Annotated in this window: 17 protein-coding genes and 1 pseudogene; 8 read left to right on the top strand and 10 right to left on the bottom strand. The window is 44.3% G+C overall.

The annotated features are described in order from the left end of the window. The 8 genes from ACMXD4_RS01465 to pyrF all read right to left on the bottom strand — a co-directional run bounded on the left by ACMXD4_RS01465 (position 1) and on the right by pyrF (position 7,346). Positions 1 to 954 carry an NAD-dependent epimerase/dehydratase family protein gene (locus ACMXD4_RS01465; RefSeq protein ID WP_171696856.1) on the bottom strand — a complete coding sequence of 318 codons (954 nt, stop codon included), beginning with the start codon at positions 952 to 954 and terminating at the stop codon, positions 1 to 3. A gap of 70 nt (positions 955 to 1,024) precedes the next feature. Continuing rightward, positions 1,025 to 1,483 carry a DUF411 domain-containing protein gene (locus ACMXD4_RS01470; protein WP_415879630.1) on the bottom strand — a complete coding sequence of 153 codons (459 nt, stop codon included), beginning with the start codon at positions 1,481 to 1,483 and terminating at the stop codon, positions 1,025 to 1,027. 10 nt (positions 1,484 to 1,493) lie between these two features. Further along, on the bottom strand, positions 1,494 to 1,913 hold the full coding sequence (locus tag ACMXD4_RS01475) for a secondary thiamine-phosphate synthase enzyme YjbQ (protein ID WP_415879631.1): 420 nt from the start codon (positions 1,911 to 1,913) through the stop codon (positions 1,494 to 1,496). A gap of 274 nt (positions 1,914 to 2,187) precedes the next feature. Next, positions 2,188 to 3,252: a uroporphyrinogen decarboxylase gene (gene hemE, locus ACMXD4_RS01480; RefSeq protein ID WP_415879632.1), complete on the bottom strand. Its 1,065-nt coding sequence runs from the start codon at positions 3,250 to 3,252 to the stop codon at positions 2,188 to 2,190. 21 nt (positions 3,253 to 3,273) lie between these two features. Further along, positions 3,274 to 4,833, bottom strand: coding sequence for an AAA family ATPase (locus ACMXD4_RS01485; protein WP_415879633.1), 1,560 nt, complete (start codon positions 4,831 to 4,833; stop codon positions 3,274 to 3,276). Then, positions 4,823 to 5,905: a 3-dehydroquinate synthase gene (gene aroB, locus ACMXD4_RS01490; RefSeq protein ID WP_415879634.1), complete on the bottom strand. Its 1,083-nt coding sequence runs from the start codon at positions 5,903 to 5,905 to the stop codon at positions 4,823 to 4,825. Before aroB ends, ACMXD4_RS01485 begins: the two co-directional genes overlap by 11 nt. Next, positions 5,877 to 6,431 carry a shikimate kinase gene (locus tag ACMXD4_RS01495; RefSeq protein ID WP_020484322.1) on the bottom strand — a complete coding sequence of 185 codons (555 nt, stop codon included), beginning with the start codon at positions 6,429 to 6,431 and terminating at the stop codon, positions 5,877 to 5,879. The genes aroB and ACMXD4_RS01495 overlap by 29 nt, the downstream gene beginning before the upstream one ends. A gap of 189 nt (positions 6,432 to 6,620) precedes the next feature. Continuing rightward, positions 6,621 to 7,346 carry an orotidine-5'-phosphate decarboxylase gene (pyrF, locus tag ACMXD4_RS01500; protein WP_415879635.1) on the bottom strand — a complete coding sequence of 242 codons (726 nt, stop codon included), beginning with the start codon at positions 7,344 to 7,346 and terminating at the stop codon, positions 6,621 to 6,623. 301 nt (positions 7,347 to 7,647) lie between these two features. On the opposite strand from pyrF, the gene ACMXD4_RS01505 reads away from it, so the two are divergent. The 5 genes from ACMXD4_RS01505 (at position 7,648) to ACMXD4_RS01525 (ending at position 13,970) form a co-directional block, all read left to right on the top strand. Next, positions 7,648 to 9,069 carry an undecaprenyl-phosphate glucose phosphotransferase gene (locus ACMXD4_RS01505; RefSeq protein ID WP_415879636.1) on the top strand — a complete coding sequence of 474 codons (1,422 nt, stop codon included), beginning with the start codon at positions 7,648 to 7,650 and terminating at the stop codon, positions 9,067 to 9,069. A 661-nt stretch (positions 9,070 to 9,730) separates the two neighbouring features. Continuing rightward, the gene (locus ACMXD4_RS01510; protein WP_415879637.1) at positions 9,731 to 10,135 is read left to right on the top strand and encodes a VanZ family protein; all 405 of its coding nucleotides are present in this window, start codon (positions 9,731 to 9,733) and stop codon (positions 10,133 to 10,135) included. Positions 10,136 to 10,185: 50 nt separating this feature from the next. Continuing rightward, complete coding sequence (locus ACMXD4_RS01515; RefSeq protein ID WP_415879638.1) at positions 10,186 to 11,289, top strand: hypothetical protein; 1,104 nt, start codon at positions 10,186 to 10,188, stop codon at positions 11,287 to 11,289. A 71-nt stretch (positions 11,290 to 11,360) separates the two neighbouring features. Beyond that, positions 11,361 to 12,761 carry a lipopolysaccharide biosynthesis protein gene (locus tag ACMXD4_RS01520; RefSeq protein ID WP_415879639.1) on the top strand — a complete coding sequence of 467 codons (1,401 nt, stop codon included), beginning with the start codon at positions 11,361 to 11,363 and terminating at the stop codon, positions 12,759 to 12,761. Between the two features lie 90 nt (positions 12,762 to 12,851). Beyond that, on the top strand, positions 12,852 to 13,970 hold the full coding sequence (locus ACMXD4_RS01525) for a glycosyltransferase (RefSeq protein ID WP_415879640.1): 1,119 nt from the start codon (positions 12,852 to 12,854) through the stop codon (positions 13,968 to 13,970). Between the two features lie 151 nt (positions 13,971 to 14,121). On the opposite strand, the pseudogene ACMXD4_RS01530 reads toward ACMXD4_RS01525, so the two are convergent. Further along, positions 14,122 to 15,081 (bottom strand): annotated as a pseudogene (locus ACMXD4_RS01530) (acyltransferase family protein). Positions 15,082 to 15,715: 634 nt separating this feature from the next. Between ACMXD4_RS01530 and ACMXD4_RS01535 the strand changes: the two are divergent. The 3 genes from ACMXD4_RS01535 to ACMXD4_RS01545 all read left to right on the top strand — a co-directional run bounded on the left by ACMXD4_RS01535 (position 15,716) and on the right by ACMXD4_RS01545 (position 19,199). Next, a complete protein-coding gene (locus tag ACMXD4_RS01535; RefSeq protein ID WP_415879641.1) occupies positions 15,716 to 16,843 on the top strand; it encodes a glycosyltransferase family 4 protein in 1,128 nt (375 codons plus the stop codon). Positions 16,844 to 16,959: 116 nt separating this feature from the next. Further along, positions 16,960 to 18,120, top strand: coding sequence for a glycosyltransferase (locus tag ACMXD4_RS01540; RefSeq protein WP_415879642.1), 1,161 nt, complete (start codon positions 16,960 to 16,962; stop codon positions 18,118 to 18,120). A gap of 17 nt (positions 18,121 to 18,137) precedes the next feature. Next, positions 18,138 to 19,199, top strand: coding sequence for an acyltransferase family protein (locus ACMXD4_RS01545; protein ID WP_415879643.1), 1,062 nt, complete (start codon positions 18,138 to 18,140; stop codon positions 19,197 to 19,199). A 9-nt stretch (positions 19,200 to 19,208) separates the two neighbouring features. Here the strand turns inward: ACMXD4_RS01545 and ACMXD4_RS01550 are convergent, their stop codons facing one another. Further along, positions 19,209 to 21,302: a right-handed parallel beta-helix repeat-containing protein gene (locus ACMXD4_RS01550; RefSeq protein WP_415879644.1), complete on the bottom strand. Its 2,094-nt coding sequence runs from the start codon at positions 21,300 to 21,302 to the stop codon at positions 19,209 to 19,211. Between the last annotated feature and the right edge of the window lie 61 nt (positions 21,303 to 21,363).

Genomic DNA, 21,363 nt, shown 5'->3' on the forward strand with positions numbered 1-21,363 from the left:
TTAACTTAGATGGCGAATAATATCGGGCAGGGCTTTCCAGAGAGTTTGGCGAGGTTGAAAACCCAATTCGCTGGCGATTTTAGCAGACGAATACCACGCCGAACCGGTTAATTTTTCCAGGCTATCGCTATCGATGGGAAAGCGTCGCCCCGTCAGCCGGCCAAAGCCATCGCCCAATTTGGCTAAACTGGTTAACAACGGCATCGGTATCGACCAGGCGACAGGCCCCTTGCCGAGCGCGGCTCTGATCGCGTCGTAAATCTGCCGGGTGGAATAACTTTGTTGATCCGTGACGATATAGACCTGCCCGGCTGCTTCGGGATTTTCTGCAGCCAACAATGCCGATGCCACCACATCATCGACATGCACCATGGAGCGCTGGTTACCGGATTCCGGTAGCGGCGGGAATATGCCGCGGCGAATTGCGTGGATCATGCGCGGCAGATTGCCTTTCCCGGTGTCGCCGTAGACCATGCTGGGCCGTAACACCACAGGATGCGGGACGTAGCCGCCGTTCAGCACCAGTTGTTCGGCTTCGTATTTGGACAAACCGTAGGGATCTGAGGCGGGGGCGTTGACCGTTTCATCCATGGCTTGTCGGCTAGTCTGGCTGACGGCTTTGACGCTGCTGAAGAACACAAAGGCTTTCACTCCGGCCTGTTGTGCGGCTTCCAGCAGTTTGCGCGTGCCTTCGGTGTTGATTTGCCGGTATTCGGCCTCATCCTGCCGACTTTCCGCCAAGGCGTGGGCTTTGCCGGCCAGATGAAATATTACGTCTATTCCGGCGCACAACTCCGGGGGGCAAGCTCCCGGTGCTGCCAAATCCAAAGCGATGTTGTTCTCATCATTCCCCGTGCGACTACATGTTCTGATCGTATAACCCTGATTGACCAAGGCTTGGCATAGGTGCGCGCCGATAAAACCGCTGGCACCGGTGACGAGGGCCTTAGTCATGCTATATGTTGGCGAAAAGACATAATGATTGGCAGCGATTTAAACGGACGGCGAGAGTACGTAAGTTGAGTTATTGCTTGCTGCCATGCTCTGCAAACACTTCATACTTACCTTCCTTATCGAAGGAAACCACCTTGTACGCATCTTGCTGCCCGCCCATTTCCATGCCGGGGCTGCCCATCGGCATGCCCGGCGCGGCGATACCGACTATGTTGGATTTGCTTTGCAAAAGCTTTTGAATATCGGTAGCAGGCACATGGCCTTCGATCACGTGGCCGTCCACGACCGCAGTATGGCAGGACGCCAGCTTCTCAGGGACACCGAAACGGGCTTTGATGGTTTCCATGTCATCGCTAACCATGTCGTTGATTTTAAAACCGTTTTGTTTGGCATGTTCCAGCCATTTACCGCAACAACCGCAAGTGGGGCTGCGATAGACTGTCATTTCCAGCGGCTTGCCGGCTTCTTCCGCGGAAAGGTTTTGACTGAGAGCCGCCAGTAATAACATGATTGATTTCGATGCGTTCATAAATACCTCTTTATTCGCCGTGTAGCGTTACGATGATGGTGCGATTGCCGGCACGATTACGATGCTCGCATAGGTAAATGCCTTGCCAAATTCCCAAGGCCAATTGGCCGTCGCTGATCGGAATATTTAGCGAGCTGCCCAATATAACGGTTTTTATATGGGCAGGCATATCGTCCGGCCCTTCGAGTGTGTGGCGGTAGTATGGTTCATTTTCCGCTACCGCCCGGGAGAAATAACTTTCCAGGTCCCGGCGTACATCTGCATCAGCATTTTCGTTGATGGCCAGCGACGCCGAGGTGTGTTGCAAAAACACATGGGCCAGGCCAATTTCAATTTTATCCAGTTCGGCTAGCTGACCGACGATTTCGCGTGTGATCAAATGAAAGCCACGCGGTTTGGCGGCTAGCTGGATGCGTTTTTGAATCCACATGTCGAGAATGTTAAAAATTGATAAATGCTGGAAATTTGGATGGCTGCAAATTATTCAGCGAATCGTAAAACTCCGCAATTGATCCTCTAATCCCGGAGCAATACCGCAAAGTTGAGCTAGATAATTCCTTCTCCCGCCGGGAGAAGGTTAGGATGAGGGAGATTAAAATCAATTATTTACATCCCTCACCCCAGCCCTCTCCTTTATGCCCTGTGGGTGCAAGGGAGAGGTAGGCGTAACTTAGCGGCATTACCCTCAAGTATAAACGCCCTTATTAGCGATGATATTGCGGACTCAATTCCCGCACCGCATCGACCATGGCTTTGACGTGTTCCGGATTAATGTCCGGCAAAATGCCGTGCCCCAGATTAAACACATGTCCTGAGCCGTTACCGAAACCTTGCAGCACGTTGCCGACTTTTTCGCGGATCACTTCCGGTTGCGCGTACAAGGTGATAGGGTCCATATTGCCCTGCAACGCCACCCGGTCGCCGACGCGGGCGCGCGCCTGGCCGATGTCGGTTTGCCAGTCCAGGCCCAGCGCGTCGTAGCCGGTGTCGGCCATCGCTTCCAGCCACAGGCCGCCGCCTTTGGTAAACAAAATGGTGGGGATTTGCTTGCCGTCATGACGAGTGTTCAATAGCTCGCGCACTTGCCGTGCATAGCGCAGCGAAAATTTCAGATAATCGTCGTGGCTGAGCATGCCGCCCCAGGTATCGAACACCATCACTGCGTCGGCTCCGGCGGCAATTTGCGCATTCAAATAGGCGGCTACCGACTGCGCCAGCTTATCCAGCATTTGATGCATAAGTTGCGGCTGTTCGAACATCAGGCTTTTCACTTTTTGAAAGCTTTTGCTGCTTTTGCCTTCCACCATGTAAGTCGCCAACGTCCAGGGACTGCCGGAAAAGCCGATCAAGGGCACCTTGCCGCGCAGATTGGTTTTGATCAAGCGCACGGCGTCGATTACATAACGCAATTCGGTTTCCGGATCGGGAATCGGTAATTTGGCAATGTCGGCGGCGGTTCTGACCGGATTGGCGAATTGCGGGCCTTCGCCTTCGGCAAACGAGAGACCCAAGCCCATGGCGTCGGGGATGGTCAAAATATCGGAAAACAAGATCGCGGCGTCGAAGTTAAAACGCTCCAGCGGTTGCAGCGTCACTTCGCAGGCCAATTCAGGGTTGGTACAAAGCTGCATGAAGCTGCCGGCCTTGGTGCGTACTTCCCGGTACTCGGGTAAATAACGTCCGGCTTGGCGCATCATCCAGACGGGGGTGCGGTCGACGGGCTGTCTTAACAGGGCTTTTAAGAATAAATCGTTTTGTAAGTTGGTCATTCGTTTCGATTGGGATGAGAATCAGCGGCGGCTTTCTTTTTGCACGGCCCGGAAGCGTTTTTCCATGGCCTGCTTAAACTCGCCGGGCATAACGGCTTTAAGCTGTATCGCTTCGGCGGCAGATTGAAAAGAGCCGTAAATTACCACGTATTTTTCCTGTTCGCCCTGTTTGATGGGGTAGAACTTCAGGCCGTCGCGGTAATCGGCGTATTTTTTTTGAAAACGTAGTGCCGCATCTTTAGTGGACAGCACCATGACTTGCAGCGTGAAGTTGTTGGCTGGTTGCGCCATGATCCAGTCCTGATCACTACCTTCGAAGGCGGGTTTGGCGGGTTTGTGTTCGACGGGTTTAGCAGCTGCTTGCACGGGCGGCTCCTCGGTAGGTGTTACGCCTGGGACAGGTGCTGCGGGTTTTTCAATCTGAGGTTCGGGTTTAGGCGACGGAGGGCTGGCAACGGCCGGTGTATTGATGGTTTCGCTGACAGCGGGTTGGCTCACCGGCTGTTTTTCGATGGCAGTCGGAACAGGGGTGGCCGGCTTTGGCATTTCCGGAGCGGGGGCAACGGAGGCCACAACATTGGTTGGCGCTGCTACTGGCTCGGGAACTTTGGGTTCGGGCAAGGCTGTAGCTGGAGGTGGTGAGATTGCTTCCTCGTTGGTCGGTACCGGCGCCGATGGCTCTTTTGATTCCGGTATCGCCGGCACGGGTAGGCTTTCGACCGCAAGTTTGTTGGTGCTGTCGGTTGGGCTGCTACCCGGCGCATTGACAGCTGTTTGCTCAATGAGTTGTTCCAGCGGTAATAACGAGTTTACCGCATAGCCGGCTCCGGCTAATACGCCGGCAATGGCTAGCCACAAGCCTGCCTTGCTGCGTTTTTGGCTTTGGTAATTGGCCAGCTTGGGCAATTGCCCGAGAATCTTGCCGGGGATGCCGTTGCTGGCCCGATATAAATCCTCGATCAGGCTGTCGCTGATGGCGTTAAACGAGACCACTGCGCCCGGTTGCGCCGACAGGTTTTGTAAATATTCGCCACATTGTTTTTTGCTGAGCGGCGGCAGTTCGATGAAATGGCACTCCTCCACCAATTTATCGGTACCGCTTTTGATGTGGAATTGATCGTGATTCATCGCCAACACCAGCCGCAAGCCTGGTAGCGAGTCGGCAAATTCGATCAGCATCGTCATCAGGCCGGGTACTAAATTACCGGCATCATCAATCAGCAGCACTACCTTTTGTCTGGCGCATTTGTCGCGCAGTGCGCTTAAATCGAAAGCGGAACCTTTAGCGATGTTCAGGCCGCGCAACAAATCGTTGATCAGGCTTTCGAAGCTGGAGTCTGGTGAAGCCGGCAGCAACACGACTTCCCACATATCCTTGCGATTTTGCCGGACAGTTTCCAATAAGGTGGTTTTACCGATGCCTTCCGGGCCGCAGACGATCAGCGATTGCTGCAAATTGGCCAGCAAGTGCAGCAGCAAATCCAGTTTCTGCGAGCGCTCCAGCGTAATCAAGGTCCGTTCGGCGTTGTTGGCCACCGAGCGTTTTTGGTAACTATAAGTCAGGTCGTCGTTATCCAGCATAGCCGTTCAAAGTTGCCTGCAATTGCGCCAGATCGACGTTGACGGGGAGAGAGGCTTTGCCGACCGCTTCCAACAGAATCACGCGGATTTTGCCGTCGACATTTTTTTTATCGACCGCCATCAAATCCACGTATTGTTCGGTCGTCATTTCCGTAGGCGGTGTCACGGGTAGCTTGGCGGCCTGGAAAACGTCGATAATCCGCTTAACGTCGGCATCGTTCAGCCAGCCCAGACGCCGCGATAAATCGGCGGCAAAACAAGTGCCGATTGCCACTGCTTCGCCGTGCAAATAATGGCCGTAGCCGCTGCCGGTTTCGATAGCATGGCCGAAGGTGTGGCCCAAGTTTAGAGTAGCGCGCACGCCGGATTCGAATTCGTCTTCACCAACCACTTCCGCTTTATTGATGCAGGAACGCTCAATGGCATAAGCCAAGGCGTCTTTGTCGCGAGCCAGCAATTTCGGCATATTCGCTTCCAGCCATTGCAAAAAATCCGGGTCGCGAATTAGGCCATATTTGATCACTTCCGCCAAACCGGCGGACAGCTGTCTGTCGTCCAACGTGTCCAGTACATCGGCGTCGGCAATCACGCATTGCGGCTGGTAAAACGCCCCTATCATGTTTTTACCCAGCGGATGGTTAACGCCGGTTTTGCCGCCCACCGAGGAGTCGACTTGGGCCAATAACGTAGTGGGAATCTGAATGAAGGCTATGCCGCGTTGGTAACAGGCCGCCGCAAAGCCGCCCATATCGCCGATCACGCCGCCACCCAAGGCAATCAAGGTGGCATTGCGGCTAAATTTTTTGGCGAGCAATTGATCGAAGACTTTTTCCACATATTGGAGCGTTTTGTATTGCTCGCCGTCAGGCAGGATCACCGTTTCGACTTGATAATCGCCCAATGCCGTTTGCAATTTGGCTAGATAAAGCGGGGCGATAGTCTCGTTGCTGACGACCAATACCTGCTTGGAGCGTATATGCTTGGTCAACAGTGCCGTTTGGGCCAGCAAGCCAGCGCCAATGTAAATCGGGTAACTTCTGTCGTTATTTAGTGCAACTTGCAATTCTTTCATGATCTTCTAGGGCAGCCTGATATTGCTGCAAAATGGTTTTAACCACGGTTTTAGTGGGCAGGACGCCGGAGTCGATTTTAAAATCGGCGCATTCCGTATACAGCGGGTCGCGTTGCGCCAGCAGGGTTTGCAGGCGTTGCCTGGGGTTGTCGGTGCGTAATAGCGGGCGTTGCGTATCGTGTTTGGTGCGGTGCAGGATTTTATCTATCGAACAGTGCAAATAGACGACGAAGCCGTTTTCCTTGATGGCTGCCCGATTCTCCGGCATTAAAACCGCGCCGCCGCCGGTGGCCATCACTATCCCTTGCAATGCTGATAAATGCCGAATCACGGTTTGCTCGCGCATCCGAAAACCCTCCTCGCCTTCGTAGGAAAAGATAGTGGGAATATCGACACCGGTGCATTCCTCGATGACTCTATCGCTGTCGTAGAACGGCCATTGCAAGGCTTTAGCAAGCTGTTTGCCTATGGTGGTTTTACCCACGCCCATCAGGCCGATCAAATAGATGTTTGCCGCTGGTTTCATTGCATTGGCTGGTTGCGCGCATTAAAAACCGGAGCATTATGCCCACTTTTTGCAGGGAGTTAAATTTTAGATGCCGGGCATAGGTATTCGAGTCGCTCTAAAGCGTAAAGAAATTGCCATTTATCTCGGCACCCTCCGGGCATAAATACCCGAAGGGTTAAAGGAGAAGAATCGAGAGATTAAAGCCACTCAAGCAAACTGCGCCGCAATCTGTCCCTGGATTTTTTCCGCCATCGCTCGGCGATCAGTCGCGTCGCGGATAGGCCTGCCCACTACTATGTAATCCGCGCCGTTCTGAATCGCTTGCTCGACACTGACCGCGCGTTTTTGATCATCGTCTTCGCGGTTATCCACCGGCCGGATGCCGGGAGTAATCACCAACAACTTTTCGCCCAACAGCTCCCGAATCATGGCAACTTCCAAACCCGATGAAACAATGCCGTCGCAACCAATTTGCAACGCCCGCTTAGCGCGTGACAACACCAAGTCGCGCACATCGCATTGAAAGCCTAAGTCGTCCAAGTCTCCGCGATCCAGGCTGGTTAATGCGGTAACTGCCAGCACTTTTAAGTCGCCTTTAGCCGCTGCCGCTGCTTCCATGATGGAATCGTTGCCGTGGATAGTGGCCAGATCCACGCCTTTGTTACTTAGCGCTTTAATTGCCCTGCCCACCGTGGCTGGAATGTCGAAGAATTTAAGATCGACAAACACTTTTTTGTCACGGGCCTTCAGCCATTCGATAAATCCGAAATAATCACCCGACATGAATAGCTCCATGCCCACTTTGTAAAAAATCAACGCTTCACCCAGTTCTTCGACCAAAGCTTGCGCTTCTGCAATGCTGGAAACATCCAGCGCCATGATCAGGCGTTCGCGGACGGGAATGGCTTTATTTGATATGAAAGATTCTGTCATAAGGATTATGAAATAGTCTGTTTACTGGGTTAAGAGTAGCGTTTTTATTGGTGAGCTTGGCAAGACCTGCTAAAGTGGTTTACAAGCAACGTAGATTTTTCAGTTGGTGTTTAAGTAACAATTGTTGCGCCTGCGATGTCACTAAGAAGCGTCATGCATGAAAAACTTGTAGGCACTGAACGGATTACATGCCACCGCCGGTGTAGCATTAAACTTTCATTAAGCTGAAATAATCTTGGCTTAAAGTCCTATAATCAGGCAGGCAAATGATCAACTCATTAAGCTAACCAGTATATTTGATATGAATCAGTTTCGCCCAAAAGGATTTATCAGGCCGCTACAGCCGGAATTGCAGAGCATTAAGCGGGCCATGGATACCGCGTTGATTTTTATCACGCTATACGTCTCGCTGCACATTTACGGCGAGCCGTTCGACCGTGAATACCTGGGCTTATTTATTGTCTGTACCGTGCTGTTCGGTATTTTTGCCGAGCATCAAGAGATCTATCACGGCTGGCGCGGTGATCCCCTGTTTGACGACGCCGTGCGGATATTATTATCGTGGATAGTGGCCTTTGCGCTGATTGCCAGCAGTTTTTTCGTATTTGACCTTGGCTTTGAATATTCGCGGCAAGTGCTGGAATTGTGGTTGCCGCTGGCGCCGCTCAGCATCATCATGCTGCACTCGCTGCGCCGCTCGACATTGTCTTATTTGCGGATGCACGGCCTTAATACCCGTAACTACGCGATTTTGGGCGGCAATTCGCTAGGCAAACGCCTAAATGCAGCGCTGACTGAAATGCCTTGGCTGGGCTATAGCTTTGTTGGTTTTTTTGACGACCGCATTGAGAACAAGCAGCGCAGGCAGGATGAAGACATGGTCGATGTCATCGTTGGCGACTTTAAAGAGCTACTGGAAAGAGCGCAGCGGGGAGAAATCGATCATATCTATATTACCTTGCCGTTACGTGCAGAAAAGCGGATTAACCAATTGATCCGAGAGCTGGCTGACAGTACGGTGTCGGTAAATATAGTGCCCGATTTTTTTACCTTTAACCTGATGCAGTCCAAGCTCAGCAGCGTAAAGGGCATCCCGGTGGTCAGCGTCTTCGATACGCCCTTGAACTCGTCACTGGATGGCTTCGCCAAACGCCTTGAGGATCTGTTGCTGTGTGCGATCATTTTGCCGCTTATCGCTATCCCGATGCTGATCATCGCCATTGCGATCAAGCTTACCTCGCCGGGACCGGTCATTTTTAAACAGATGCGTTATGGCGTGAAGGGTGAGCAGATTGAAGTGTGGAAATTTCGGTCGATGTCGGTGTGCGAAAATGGCCACAGCATCAAACAAGCCACCGCCAACGACAGCCGGGTGACGCCGTTAGGTGGTTTTCTGCGGCGGACCTCGTTAGATGAGTTGCCACAATTTCTGAATGTGTTGAGCGGCACCATGTCCGTGGTCGGGCCGCGGCCGCATGCGGTGGCTCACAATGAATACTACCGCAAACAAATTCAAGGTTACATGTTGCGGCACAAAATGAAACCCGGCATCACCGGTTTGGCGCAAATCAGCGGTTGCAGAGGCGAAACCGAAACCATCGATAAAATGGAAAGGCGGATTCATCACGACCTAGAATATATACGCCAGTGGTCAGTCATTTTAGATTTAAAGATTGTGGTATTGACTATTTTTAAAGGGTTTGTGGGGCAGCAGGCTTATTGAGTAAAAGCCCTTCTTCTTTGCAGTAGTGCCCCCTAAAGTAAGCTAGCGTCCCTGCCCTGCTGGAGGAGGTTCGGAGGAAATTAAACAAGATGGGTATCCGCCGTCATCTTATAACTAAGCCCTCATCGCAACCCTTAGGTTAATAAAATATCGCAAATACAAACTGCTTGCCAATTGAAGGTAAGCAGTCAGATAAGTGAAGACAAACCGCTGGCAGAGGGAACACGAGCTGATGCGTGAACGGGGCCGAAGCTCAAATTTTCTTCGCAGAGCCTTTTCTTTCCTGAGCATAGCCTAAAGCAACTCAACTTAATTCAACGGGTACTGTCTTACGATGTCTGACGTTCCCGACTTTTCGCGAAATGATGTTTGTACACACGCTGCTCCGTAAGGCTGGGGGGCGGCGCAAATATTAAATTTAGCTTTACCAGTTCACAATACCTCAAAACTATTCTCAATCAACTATTCGACAATACTATTAGAGCGAAACATTTCGAGGGGTAGGTTTAGCGAATAGCGAAGGTGGAATGTATTTTAAGCAATATGCGCGCTCGTAATTGCCCACGGCTCAGAAGTTCCTTGGTGTATGTCTATGGGTGGGATAGTGCATTCTTTTCCAGTTACAAGTGAAGCACCATTCAAGCTAAGAAATAAACATAGAATGAATAAATTGAAAGGAAATCGTAAGCTTGCAATCGTATTTGTATTATTAACTATTATAAGTATGGTGTATTTGTTTGCAGAGTCTTCGGAACCGCCCTCATCATTCATAGGGAAGGTATATGGGCTAGATAAATTCGCTCATTTTATAGCGTTTCTTATCCTTGGAATGTTGGTTAGCGCTGCGCATGTATGTGCGACTGGTTCGGTGACTATTCCACTATATTTCAAGCCTTTCCTGATTTTGATTCTCTTTGGTGTTGCTCAGGAAGGGGGGCAAATGACAAATCCTAATAGGAAAGCAAGCTTCGGTGATTTATTTGCAGACTTTTCTGGAATAATGTTTTCGCGCCTTCTAATTAATCGCTCTTTATTGGTGATAAGCTCCAAAAGTAAAGAAAGTTAAAGTTAATGTATGGGTTGTTGCTAACTCGAAGAAGATTTTTATATAAAAATATGGAAAATATATCTGGTTTACAAGTAGACGGGCGAGCAGAAAAGTACGCATATTTTGTGCTCATGTTATTGCTGTATATTTCAATGACCGGGTTTTATTCGGTAAGATACGCTTTCTATCTTGCACCACTGCCAGCTATTTTAATCTGGATATTGGGTGGAAAATATTCGATTGGTAATCGCGCGGCGCCATTTGTTATTTTGTTATTGGCGAGTCTGCCATCTGTGTATGATTTAACTTTTGATACATTCAAAATAAGTTATTTTATATTTGTGTATGCTTTTGTATTTTCTATATTTGACTTCTCAAAAATTCAAATTAATTTTAATAAGACGATTGGGGTTATTATCCTGTTATTTGTAATCCAGATTATAATAATGGGAGGTGTTAAAAAGTTCAATTTCTCAATTGCAAACTCAGAGTCATCCTTTGAGAGTACTCTTGCATTTCCTGTTGGTATCATTGTATTGTATTTTTTTCTGACTAAAAAATATATTTCGTTTGCTTTGTCACTTTTGTTATGCGTTTTAATGCTAAAAAGGATTGTGATATTGGCGTTATTGGTGTCAATTATTCCTCATTTTATGGGTAAAAAGATAAGGGATTTAATAATTAATCCATTAACAGTTACGATTTTTGCAAGTTTAGCGGTTTTTTTAACTATTGAGCTAGCGGACGGAACGTTCGATTCATATATAAGGGAATATTTTGATCAATCAACTAATCAATTAACTAAAGGGAGGCAGCAGCTATGGAGTACTGTATTGAGGGCGTTAAACTTCAGTTATGTCGACTTTATATTTTATGGGGTTGGTCAAGGAAAAGTTACTGAAGTGTTGGACAGGGCTTTTCACTCAGAAAATGTATTGCTTCATAATGATTTGTTGCTGTTGTTAATGCAATTTGGAGGTGTCGTATTTTTCGCTTTTTTGTATTTATTCAACAAGCATGGCTCTATAAATAAGCGTACTTTGAGCTTGTTTATAACTATTATTTTCTTCACTGATAATGTTTTGATATATCAACATGTTATGGTGTTCTATTTTTTAGCATTGTCACAGATAGAGCGACAAGAGTCGTATGCCAACAATCTCAGGAAGTAATAAAATTTCAATGGTAAAATTGGTTAAATAGTTATTATGAAAGGGATTTTTTGAAGGGTGCAAGTAAAGAAATGAAATTAGCTGCTGTAAAAACAGTATTTGGCTACGGTGCGGCTACTTTGCTACAAGGGCTTGTAGCGTTTTTAGGTGTGCCATTGTTAATAAGGATTGTTGGTGCAAGAGAATTCGCTCTTTGGGCGATACTAGAGCCCCTCGTGTTACTGCTGGCCCAGTTTGGCTTGATAGGTGCTAATCATGGATATATTCGTTTGCTTGCCAGTGATTTAATATCACCTAAATATATTTATATGTTGCAATATAGATATGGAGTAGTTCCATCCATAATTATAAGTGCGCTTGGTGCGTTTGTTGCCGTTAGATATTTAGGCTTCGAAAACGCCATAGTAATATTCGGCGTGGTTTTTGTGTATTCCTTTCTTGAAAGCTTTATTTTGTTAGGGCAATCAATTTCAAGAGGTCAGTCTGATGTCAAAGCTTACGTTAAGGTGGTTTGGATAAAGTTTGGTTTTTTAGGTGTTGTATTGGCAGTGTTAACTCTATTGGAGGTAACGATTGAACTCGTTACTTACATAGAGATTTTAATACTGCTGGATCTTATGGCTTTGCTTTTCATTTCTAGAGTAAATACTAAAATGGTCCATAATGTCATTTCTTCAGCAACAGATAAAAAGCAAGTTTATTTATCAGCAGTGCGATATGGAATGCCAATTGTATTTTCGTCCGCGTTATCTCTGTTTGTAACAAATGGAGATCGCTATTTTATTGATGCATTAATGGCACCAGATAAACTAGCTGGGTACGTTACAATGGCAAAATTATCTGGGGCGTTAGCGTTTGCCTCCGCGCCAATAAATCTATGGTGGCCGGCTGCTCGTTTCCGTCACGCCAAAGATAAGGATGCAGGTGCCGCTTTTTTTAACGCGGCAACAAACCTCCTTCTCATATATTATCTCTGCGCGGCAGCATGTATGTGGGTCCTGGCTCCTAAATTGATTGGTTGGTATGCCAATAAAATAAATGGTTTTGACAGCATAACGATGGGCTTATTGCTTTGCGCTGCAGTTTCTACAGCAATGATAACGCCAATGAACATTGGCACTCTAAATGAAGGAAAAACCCATTGGAGTATTTGGACGATAGGTCTTTCCGCAATTGTTGGGCTATTGTCAGCCTTTTATTTGATTCCGATATACGGCTATGTTGGTGCAGGATGCTCGGCATTGCTTTCCCAGCTATTGAGTTTAATATTTGTTCGAGTTGTATCTCAAAGTATTCAGCCAATGGTATTTAGATATTTTCGATCAGTTGTTTTGATAATTCTGTATTTTGGGTTGGTATATTCATTACTGGAAATAGGCGATCAGATATTTATGCAAGGTTTTGCGATTCTTGTTTATTTAATGCTGGCTATTTTAATATCGCGCTCAGATATTAAAGTCATACAAACTTAAACCTTATTTAGTAGGCCGCTAAGCGGTTTGCTATGTTGAGTACTAAAACTTAGTTGCTTAATTTGTGTTTTGGTAATATAGAATTTATATATGAAAAAATTGATTGCTATTTATCGTACGGTTTTTCTTGTGCCTTCAGAGGCGTTTATACCGTCTCAGTTATCTGCATATAAGCATTATGACAGAGTGATTTGGTGTAGAGACACAGTAAAAAACACCTCGCTAAATGGTTTTGAGAACTTAAAATGCATAAATTTGGGCGAGGGGGTATTATGGAAAAGGATTTTATTTACCCTATTTGGGTTAGCTACGGTAGATGAAATGCCCTCATTAATACATGCGCATTTTGGTCCTGATGCGGCAATGATATTGTCGTTTGCAAAACGTAGAAAACTCCCTCTGGTTGTCACTTTCCACGGGTTTGATGTGCAACAGTCAAGGTGGGTGCAATTCAAGTCGGGTAGGGTATCCAATTTATTATTCTTGCTCAGAGAAAAGGAATTATATAGATATGCATCAAAGGTAATTGCGGTTTCGGAGTATTTGAAAAGTCGCTTAATAGCTAGAGGATGCCCGCCTGATAAAATATCGGTTGAATATATCGGTGTGGATATATCAAAGTTCAACGTATCCTCCAGAGATGTCGTGAAAAATCGTTTAATTAACGTATCTAGACATGTTGGCTGGAAAGGCATCGACACAATAATACGGGCTTTATCAGTATTGGTAGTCAAGCACCCTGAATTGCAGTTGATCCAAATAGGCGAAGGTCCGGAAACAAGTCGACTTATGCATTTAGCCAATGAACTTGGTATCTCGAAGCATATAGAATGGCGAGGCGCGGCGCCCCATGATGCAGTGGTAAAGGAGCTAAGTAGCGCGGCATTATATGTTCATGCAAGTAGAATGGATTCCTCCGGTCAAACTGAGGCTTTTGGTATCGCGCTGATTGAGGCGCAGGCATGTGGGTTGCCTGTAATTGCGACGAGGTCGGGTGGGATTGCAGAAGCGCTAAGTGAACGCGAAACTGGCTTTTTGTATGATGAGGATGATTATGTTTCGTTGGCAGATAAAATTGACCAGCTGCTTTCAAGCCCTGTTGAGCTCGAGTTAAAATGCAAGAAAGCCCGAGAGTTTGTTGTTAATAATTTTAATATTTTATCGTGTACTGCAAAATTAGAAGAAACTTATGATGATCTTCTAAGATAACAGGTCATCTAATAGTGGTTTTGTCTAGCTATTCATGAAAGAAAAAAGGGAAAATTTTGGTGGGGGGATAATGCCGGCTTTCTATTGATCTTCAAAAATTCGAATGGCTTAAAGTAGTTAGTCTAATGGCTACGTGTTTCGATTTTAAATATTAAAGCAACGATTTGAATCGTTTGCTCAATTTGAATAATGGGTAGGTAGAAAGTAGGCTTAGAATTGCTGTTAGTAAAAACAATAGAGTCCCATTTTGAATAGGTGTTTGCGTTTTTAGTAAAAAAATAAAGAATGGGTGGGTAAAATAGATGGCGCTTGCGGACTTAGATAAATAGTCGGTTTTTAATTTGTGTTTATTGTTTGCTATCAGAATAAAGGCTAGTGGGCAGAAAATAATAAATGTAAAATAAAAGTCAATACTTTTGGTGTGCGGCTCTCGCTCAAAATTTATAAATATTTCTATGGCTATCAAAAAAGCCGAAAGTAAAATGCCAATAGTAAGGAGTTTTTTGGAGATATTCGTAGCTAAGTCTTTCTTATTGATTAAATAACCAATCGATAAGAAAGGAAACCCAAAGAACAGGAAGTTTCTATAGATCCAGTAATTGGATAAAATTTTCTGAATTGTTGTATTCTCATACGTGCAATATAGAGATGCATACTGGAGAATTACCCCTATTGCAAATAGTGATAATGATAAACAAAAAATCACAATGTCCGATTTTTGTTTTAGATAGTAAAGAAGTAAGCCTGATCCAAATAGTCCGGCAATATACCAAAGATGATGGTAGCCAAACACTAGGGTGACGATGAAGTGATAGATTTATTTTGCATTTAGAGCGCTGGGTATGTAAAGAGGAAGGTAAGCAATCATCCATATCAAGTAAAGCTCGGTCACCCTTTTTATCCATGTGCCGATTAAGCGATTTTTATTGAAAAAGGCGAATAAGTAATATCCATTTATGATGAAGAATAGAGGTACTGCAATTCTAAGGATGCCGTTTTCCAGCAAATGATTAATTGTTGGCGATGTTTCAATTAATAAATGTGAGTGTATGGCAATAACCATAAACGATAATGTAAATTTCAAGATGTCGATATTCGCGTTTCGTTCCATTGTGATCGCCGCTGGTAATTGGAATTGCTTATTTGTATGTGAGCTTAATAATAGCGTATATAAGGTTTTTTTGTAAGAATTGGTTGGCTAGGTTAACTAGGGCGTAAAGTTGCGTAGTTTTGGTCCGCGCACACTTAGGTTGTCTGGGCTGATATTATAGCTTTGGATATTTGGTACGTATTTGAGATTAAAGAGTTATTCCATGTGATTTTTTCGTTAAATCTCGCTCGTGTTAAACGCCTTGCTATAGCCGTCAGGCTGGTGAAAGCCTATTATTGCTTGATAATTAATATGGGTTTGGTATTAAAGCCAAGCTTTCGATATAAAAATTAGTTGAGAATTGGAAAATTTATTTGATTTTGTCTCTGAATGCTAGAGCGAGCTTAGTATAAGGTTTGATTTTCGATTCGCGTTTATGATTTGAAGGGGTGGGGTTTTTAGTTCAACAGATTGTTAGTGGCTTAGTTCTGTATTATTAAAATGGTTTTTAGTTGCATGAATATTACGTCAGTTTTGATAGCATCTTTAAGTTGCAAATTATTGGTGTGTAGGTGGTAGTATATATCAAGCGGCCAAGTTGCTGTTTGTCTGTATGTTGATTGGTTTTTGAATTTTTTATTATGCTATAAAAAATATGAATATATTAATATTCCAGCCGATGCTGAAGCAATATCGAATGCCGTTGTTTGTCAAGATGTCCGAGCTCCTGAAAGAGTGCGGGCATGAGTTAAGAGTGGTTTCCGGAAGTCCCCCAAAATACGAGATTAGCAAAGCAGATAATATATGCGAGAGTAACGGATTCTGTATCGTCGAAAAAAGTCATTGGGTGTTTAATGAGAGGTTGCATTATTTGCACTCTAACTTTAGTCATATATTGTGGGCTGATTTTGTTATTACTGAACAAGCGAACAAGCATATTCATAATTATATATTAATTATTTTGCGATGGGGTGGTTTTAAGAAATTTGCTTATTGGGGGCATGGGCAGAATAGACAGGGTAATACAAGCTCCTTTCGTGAGCTTATTAAAAGAAGGCTTTCAACTCATTGTGACTGGTGGTTTGCATATACTAAAGGCGTAGCAGATTATGTTGCTGGATTAGGCTATGACCCGGCAAAAATCACTATTTTAAATAATAGTGTCGACACATCAAATTTCCGAAAGGTTTTAGCCGAGCAGAGTTCTGATAGGGTGATGCAGTTTAAGAACGAGCTAGGTATTTCAGTGAACTCTCGTGTTGGATTGTATTGTGGTAGTTTATACGCAGAAAAAAAAATAGAATTTTTGCTAAATTCAGCACTACTTATTAGAGAGCTAAACCCAAACTTTGTGTTAATTATCGTAGGCGATGGTGCGGATCGGGCAATAGTTAAGGAATATTCAGATAATTATTCCTTTATTAAATATCTTGGGCCATTGTTTGCGGAACAAAAGGCTCTTTCTTTTAGAATAGCGGAATTATTTTTATGTCCTGGGCTGGTTGGTTTGGCCATATTGGATGCCTTTACCGCAGGTTTGCCTCTTTTTACTTGTGATATTCCCAATCATAGTCCCGAAATAGAATATCTGGATCAAAACGTCAATGGAATAATGACGGGTGCAAATGAGCGGGATTATGCGCAAGCCGTTGATGATGTGCTTCGAGATGATGATACGCTGAATAAATTACGTACAAATGCGTTAGATAGTAGTATGAAATTTACTATAGAAAATATGGCGGCAAATTTTGTTGATGGCATAAAGGCTTTCATTGCGAACTAGATGTGTAAATTGGATTGCACTGAATTACTCAGTTTGGCAAACACCTGTTATGTGTTGTAAAAGAAATGTTATCTTAAATATAAAAATAGCCAATAGCTAGAAAGCGAGGGTTTTTAGTGAAAATACTAATGGTGCATAATCGATACCAGCAAGTTGGCGGTGAGGATGGTGTAGTGGCTGCGGAGGCGGAGTTACTGATGTCGCACGGGGATATCGTTGAGTTATGGGAGGTCGATAACAAAAATTTACCAAGCAATTTACTTGGTAAATTCAAAACTGCACTTAGTACGCGATATTCGCGGGATAGTAAGTTAATCGCCCTTCAGCGATTAAAAGCCTTCAAGCCCGATATAGTTCATGTCCACAATTTTTTTCCGCAAATTAGTCCATCTATTTATGACGCTTGCATTCAAGAGGCCGTTCCTGTTGTGCAGACCCTGCACAATTACCGTCTAATTTGTCCAGGTGCTATCCTGATGCGGGGGGGCAAAATATGCGAGCAATGTATTTCAGGGTCACCTTATCAAGCCGTTTTATACGGCTGTTACCGTGGTTCGAAAATGGGAAGTCTGGTGGTGGCGCATATGGTTTCTCATCATCGTAACCAAGGCACTTGGTCTAACAAAGTTAATAAATTTATAGCGTTGACGGAATTTGCGAAAAGCAAATTTGTTCAAGCGGGATTTCCTGTCGAAAAGATAGCGATTAAGCCTAACTTTATCGGGGATCCGTATAAAGTTACTGCGCCGATGGCAAAAGCTAAACCTGGTTTTGCCTTATTTGTTGGGCGCATCAGTGATGAAAAAGGTATTAGAAAATTAGTTAAAGCTTGGTCCAAGTTGGAAGGTAAGTGTGAGTTGAAGATTGCCGGTAGCGGACCGCTTGAAGATAGCCTTCAAGGTATTGCTAATATAACCGTTCTCGGCAGGAGGTCCCCTTCGGAAATTAGTGTATTAATGCAACAGGCCTGCTTTTTGGTGCTTCCATCCGAATGGTATGAAGGGTTCCCTTTGGTTTTGGTGGAGGCTCTCGCTCACGGATTGCCCGTGCTAGCATCAAGATTAGGCAGCATGCTCGACATTATTGAGGATGGTAAAACCGGATTATTATTTACGCCGACTGATGCGAATGATTTGGCGGATAAGGCTAAGTGGCTCATTGATCATCCCAAAGAACTCGAACGGTTCTCTGAGAATGCTAGGAGCGTTTTTTACGAAAAATATACCGATGAAGAAAATTATTCTGCATTAATGAAAATCTACAATTCGGTGCTGTAGCTTTTGGAAACTTCGATATGAAAACCAGGGAAACGTATTTGGATTTTATTAGGGGAATTGCTATTCTTCTTGCTATGGGGTGGCATTTTAATGGGACATTAACTGGTATATTAGCGGTAGATATGCTTTTGATGCCAGGGAGGGTATTAGGTTGGGCTGGTGTGGATCTATTCTTTGTTTTGAGTGGATTTTTGATTGGTGGACTTATATTTGCTGAATACCAAAGAACAGGAAGGTTCCGGGCGGGGAAATTTTTAATAAGGCGGGCATTTAAAATATGGCCCGTTTTATATGTGTATTTACTTTTGTTGCTAGTTTCTGGCCGGTATTCGTGGGAGACGTTTTTGCTGCAAAATGTTTTTCATGTCCAGAATTATTATACTACACCACTTAAGCATTTATGGAGCTTAGCTGTAGAAGAGCACTTTTACTTAATATTTGCGTTTGGTTTTTTAATGTTCAGTAAGCGAGAGTCCGGCAATATAAACGCTATGGTGTTGGTGCTTCCTGTTATTTGGATTGCCTGCTTGATTTTTCGATCTATGGCTGTCTATTATTCAGTAGATGTGGAGAAGATATATTTCCAAACACATTATCGAATTGATGCATTGGCTTTCGGTATGTTTTTGGCGTATTTAAAGATTTTTAAACAAGAAAATTTTAATCAGGTTGCTTCAATGAAGTTTCTTCTGTTGATTATATTCGCGTCAGGAATTTTAATTTTGATTAGGTTTGACGGCGGCCCCGCTTACAAATTGACAGTAAGGCATACAATTGCATATTTAACTGCGGGGGCGTTTCTGCTGTATTGTTACAGGCTCAGAGTTTTTGACCGAAATAATTTAATAATAAAGGGGGTGGCTTGGCTGGGATTATATTCTTATGCAATGTATGTTTATCAGTTTGTTATGATTAGGATTATTGAAGCGATTGTCAAGAAATTCACATTATTCAATGTGACGCCAGGTATGGATTTGATTTTTAAATATATAGGGGCAATTTTATTGGCGGTAGCGGTTACAAAGTTAATTGAAAAGCCTTTTCTAGTGTTACGGGAAAAGCTTTTTCCTGCTTACTGAGCTGATCAATTATTTAATTATACCGATATCTGTGGGGAGAGGCTTAAAATTAATGTTGCTAACAGGGGATTGTGGGCAAAATGATACTTGGTTTCCCGTGATTTTCAGACAAGGGTCGGCGAAGACGCTGTTGTTTTCTAATCCTTTCTCTACCCAGCCCTGCCATGTCGCGCTATTATGTCTGGTATTTTCATCGAGTATAATATAGTCAACATTTATTTGGCCCAAATCGCCCCATACTAAGTTTTGATTAAAGTAATTGCTATTCTTTGGCAATATATATTGAAAAGCAGAGTTTTTTGCATTCGTGGATACTATAATATTTCGTTGTAAATTATTGCCCTCTGGCCATGTTTCGTTATGCATTGGTTCGCTTAGTTTAGGATATTTGTTAGACCATGTGCGGTTTCTATACGGCATGGTGGTTAGGCTTTTTTTATTTTCAGACCATTTATAATCAGGCCACCGATTGTCAATCCATAGGCCGAAGCTTTCCGTCAAGATAACGTTGTTTTCTATGTAATTGTCGCGCCCCCCGCCTAAAAATATGGCTGCATAACCTGCGTAATTTAAAATATTGCCTATCACAGTAAATCCACTCGCTCCATCATCAAGGTACACCCCTTTTACATTACTGGGGCGAACGTAATTAATGATATTATTGGCAATGTCAACATTCTTTAAGCCGTATCCCGATAGGTCGTGAATACTATTATTTTTAATAACATTCCCGCGATATGTCCAGTCTCTACCAGAATATATCGCACCGCAATCTGACGCCTGTTCGCAGACATTATGAATTTCATTCTTCTCTATCAAATGGTCGTTGCCATTTATTAATATCCCACCGCCAGGACTTTGTTCAACCAGGTTATGTGTAATCCTAGCGCCTACGCCGGCAATCTCTATGGCGGGCGTATAAGTCATTAAAATATTACCGAAATCATGAATATGGTTGTTGTGAACGATATTATTGCCAGACTCTAGAGTATTCCTGTTTCCGCCGCTAATGTATATCCCTCCCTCTCCAGTGTCATAGACATGACTATTAGAGAAGACTACATTGTTACTGTTTTTTGCTTCAATGGCCTTCGCCCCAGTGTGGCTAAACTCAAAATGATCGATAGTGATGTGATTACTGTCGTTAATCGTAAAAGCGATGTCAGTGCTGTGGCTGAATGTCAGATTGCTAAAATCAATGTTATTGGCATTGTTTATTATCGCCAAGTTTTTTAATTTTGCGGCAGTTATGGTGTTTTGAGTTGAGTTATTTGGTGGGATAAACTTTATTGTATTATTGGGTTGGTCATAAAACCACTCGCCTGGTGAGTCTAGTTCAGACTGTATATTGTGTAGATAATACCTTCTTCCGCTGGCCAACGGGTATTTGACTTTAGTTGCCAAGGTAATTTGGTCTTGCTCGATTGAAGATATGCCAATATATTCATCAAACCAATCATTGCCTGAGAAGATGTGTACTTGGGCATTATTGAGATCATTTTTGTTAATTTCTGGGAGCTTTTCAAAGCTGCTGAAAGTGGTTTGCTTGTCGAGTGGGGTTTTAATATGGGCCCAGTCAGTGTTTGGCCAGCGAGCAAGGGTCAGTCTTTGTTGGCCGACAAACAGATCAAAACCAGGAATGTTGCCGTGCTTTCGGGTTGCTGCATTATATTTGATATTATCAAGCCCCGTGTTTTCTGTCTTACAGCTCCAGATAGTGCTGATTTCGTGCTTACAATTTTGAAGGGTTATACCGCCCGATATTAGTACAGGGCCATTTTCTCCAAGCCAATGTATTTTTTTAGATGGGGTTCCAGAATCTCGCTCGTCGAAGTATAAGGTGTTACTTAAGGTATAGGTGCCTGATTGAATGTGGATTGTTACCGGCTCGGTAAATTTCCTATCGGTTTTTAAAGTTCTAATTGCCTGCTGTGCGCGTTCAATCGTTTGGAAAGGACCATTTCCACCTGCCTGCTCCAAGTTAGCGCTTAGTCCATTCGCTTGATCGCTACCAGTTTGGGATACAAATAGATCGAGGCCTGAAGCAAAATCAGAGTAGGAAACGACTGTGCTTAGAAATATATATTTAATAGGGTTCGTCATAGTTGTTCACGTTAAGCTGAATTGGCGGAAACATATAGGTAGCACAGAGAGGTTGTTGGCA

Source organism: Methylomonas sp. TEB, from assembly GCF_047777895.1.
In the GTDB taxonomy this organism is placed as follows: domain Bacteria; phylum Pseudomonadota; class Gammaproteobacteria; order Methylococcales; family Methylomonadaceae; genus Methylomonas.

Coding starts and splice junctions, on each gene's coding strand:
- ACMXD4_RS01465 (WP_171696856.1), bottom strand. CDS start 954: ATGACTAAGGCCCTCGTCACCGGTGCCAGCGGTTTTATCGGCGCGCAC.
- ACMXD4_RS01470 (WP_415879630.1), bottom strand. CDS start 1,483: ATGAACGCATCGAAATCAATCATGTTATTACTGGCGGCTCTCAGTCAA.
- ACMXD4_RS01475 (WP_415879631.1), bottom strand. CDS start 1,913: ATGTGGATTCAAAAACGCATCCAGCTAGCCGCCAAACCGCGTGGCTTT.
- hemE (WP_415879632.1), bottom strand. CDS start 3,252: ATGACCAACTTACAAAACGATTTATTCTTAAAAGCCCTGTTAAGACAG.
- ACMXD4_RS01485 (WP_415879633.1), bottom strand. CDS start 4,833: ATGCTGGATAACGACGACCTGACTTATAGTTACCAAAAACGCTCGGTG.
- aroB (WP_415879634.1), bottom strand. CDS start 5,905: ATGAAAGAATTGCAAGTTGCACTAAATAACGACAGAAGTTACCCGATT.
- ACMXD4_RS01495 (WP_020484322.1), bottom strand. CDS start 6,431: ATGAAACCAGCGGCAAACATCTATTTGATCGGCCTGATGGGCGTGGGT.
- pyrF (WP_415879635.1), bottom strand. CDS start 7,346: ATGACAGAATCTTTCATATCAAATAAAGCCATTCCCGTCCGCGAACGC.
- ACMXD4_RS01505 (WP_415879636.1), top strand. CDS start 7,648: ATGAATCAGTTTCGCCCAAAAGGATTTATCAGGCCGCTACAGCCGGAA.
- ACMXD4_RS01510 (WP_415879637.1), top strand. CDS start 9,731: ATGAATAAATTGAAAGGAAATCGTAAGCTTGCAATCGTATTTGTATTA.
- ACMXD4_RS01515 (WP_415879638.1), top strand. CDS start 10,186: ATGGAAAATATATCTGGTTTACAAGTAGACGGGCGAGCAGAAAAGTAC.
- ACMXD4_RS01520 (WP_415879639.1), top strand. CDS start 11,361: ATGAAATTAGCTGCTGTAAAAACAGTATTTGGCTACGGTGCGGCTACT.
- ACMXD4_RS01525 (WP_415879640.1), top strand. CDS start 12,852: ATGAAAAAATTGATTGCTATTTATCGTACGGTTTTTCTTGTGCCTTCA.
- ACMXD4_RS01535 (WP_415879641.1), top strand. CDS start 15,716: ATGAATATATTAATATTCCAGCCGATGCTGAAGCAATATCGAATGCCG.
- ACMXD4_RS01545 (WP_415879643.1), top strand. CDS start 18,138: ATGAAAACCAGGGAAACGTATTTGGATTTTATTAGGGGAATTGCTATT.
- ACMXD4_RS01550 (WP_415879644.1), bottom strand. CDS start 21,302: ATGACGAACCCTATTAAATATATATTTCTAAGCACAGTCGTTTCCTAC.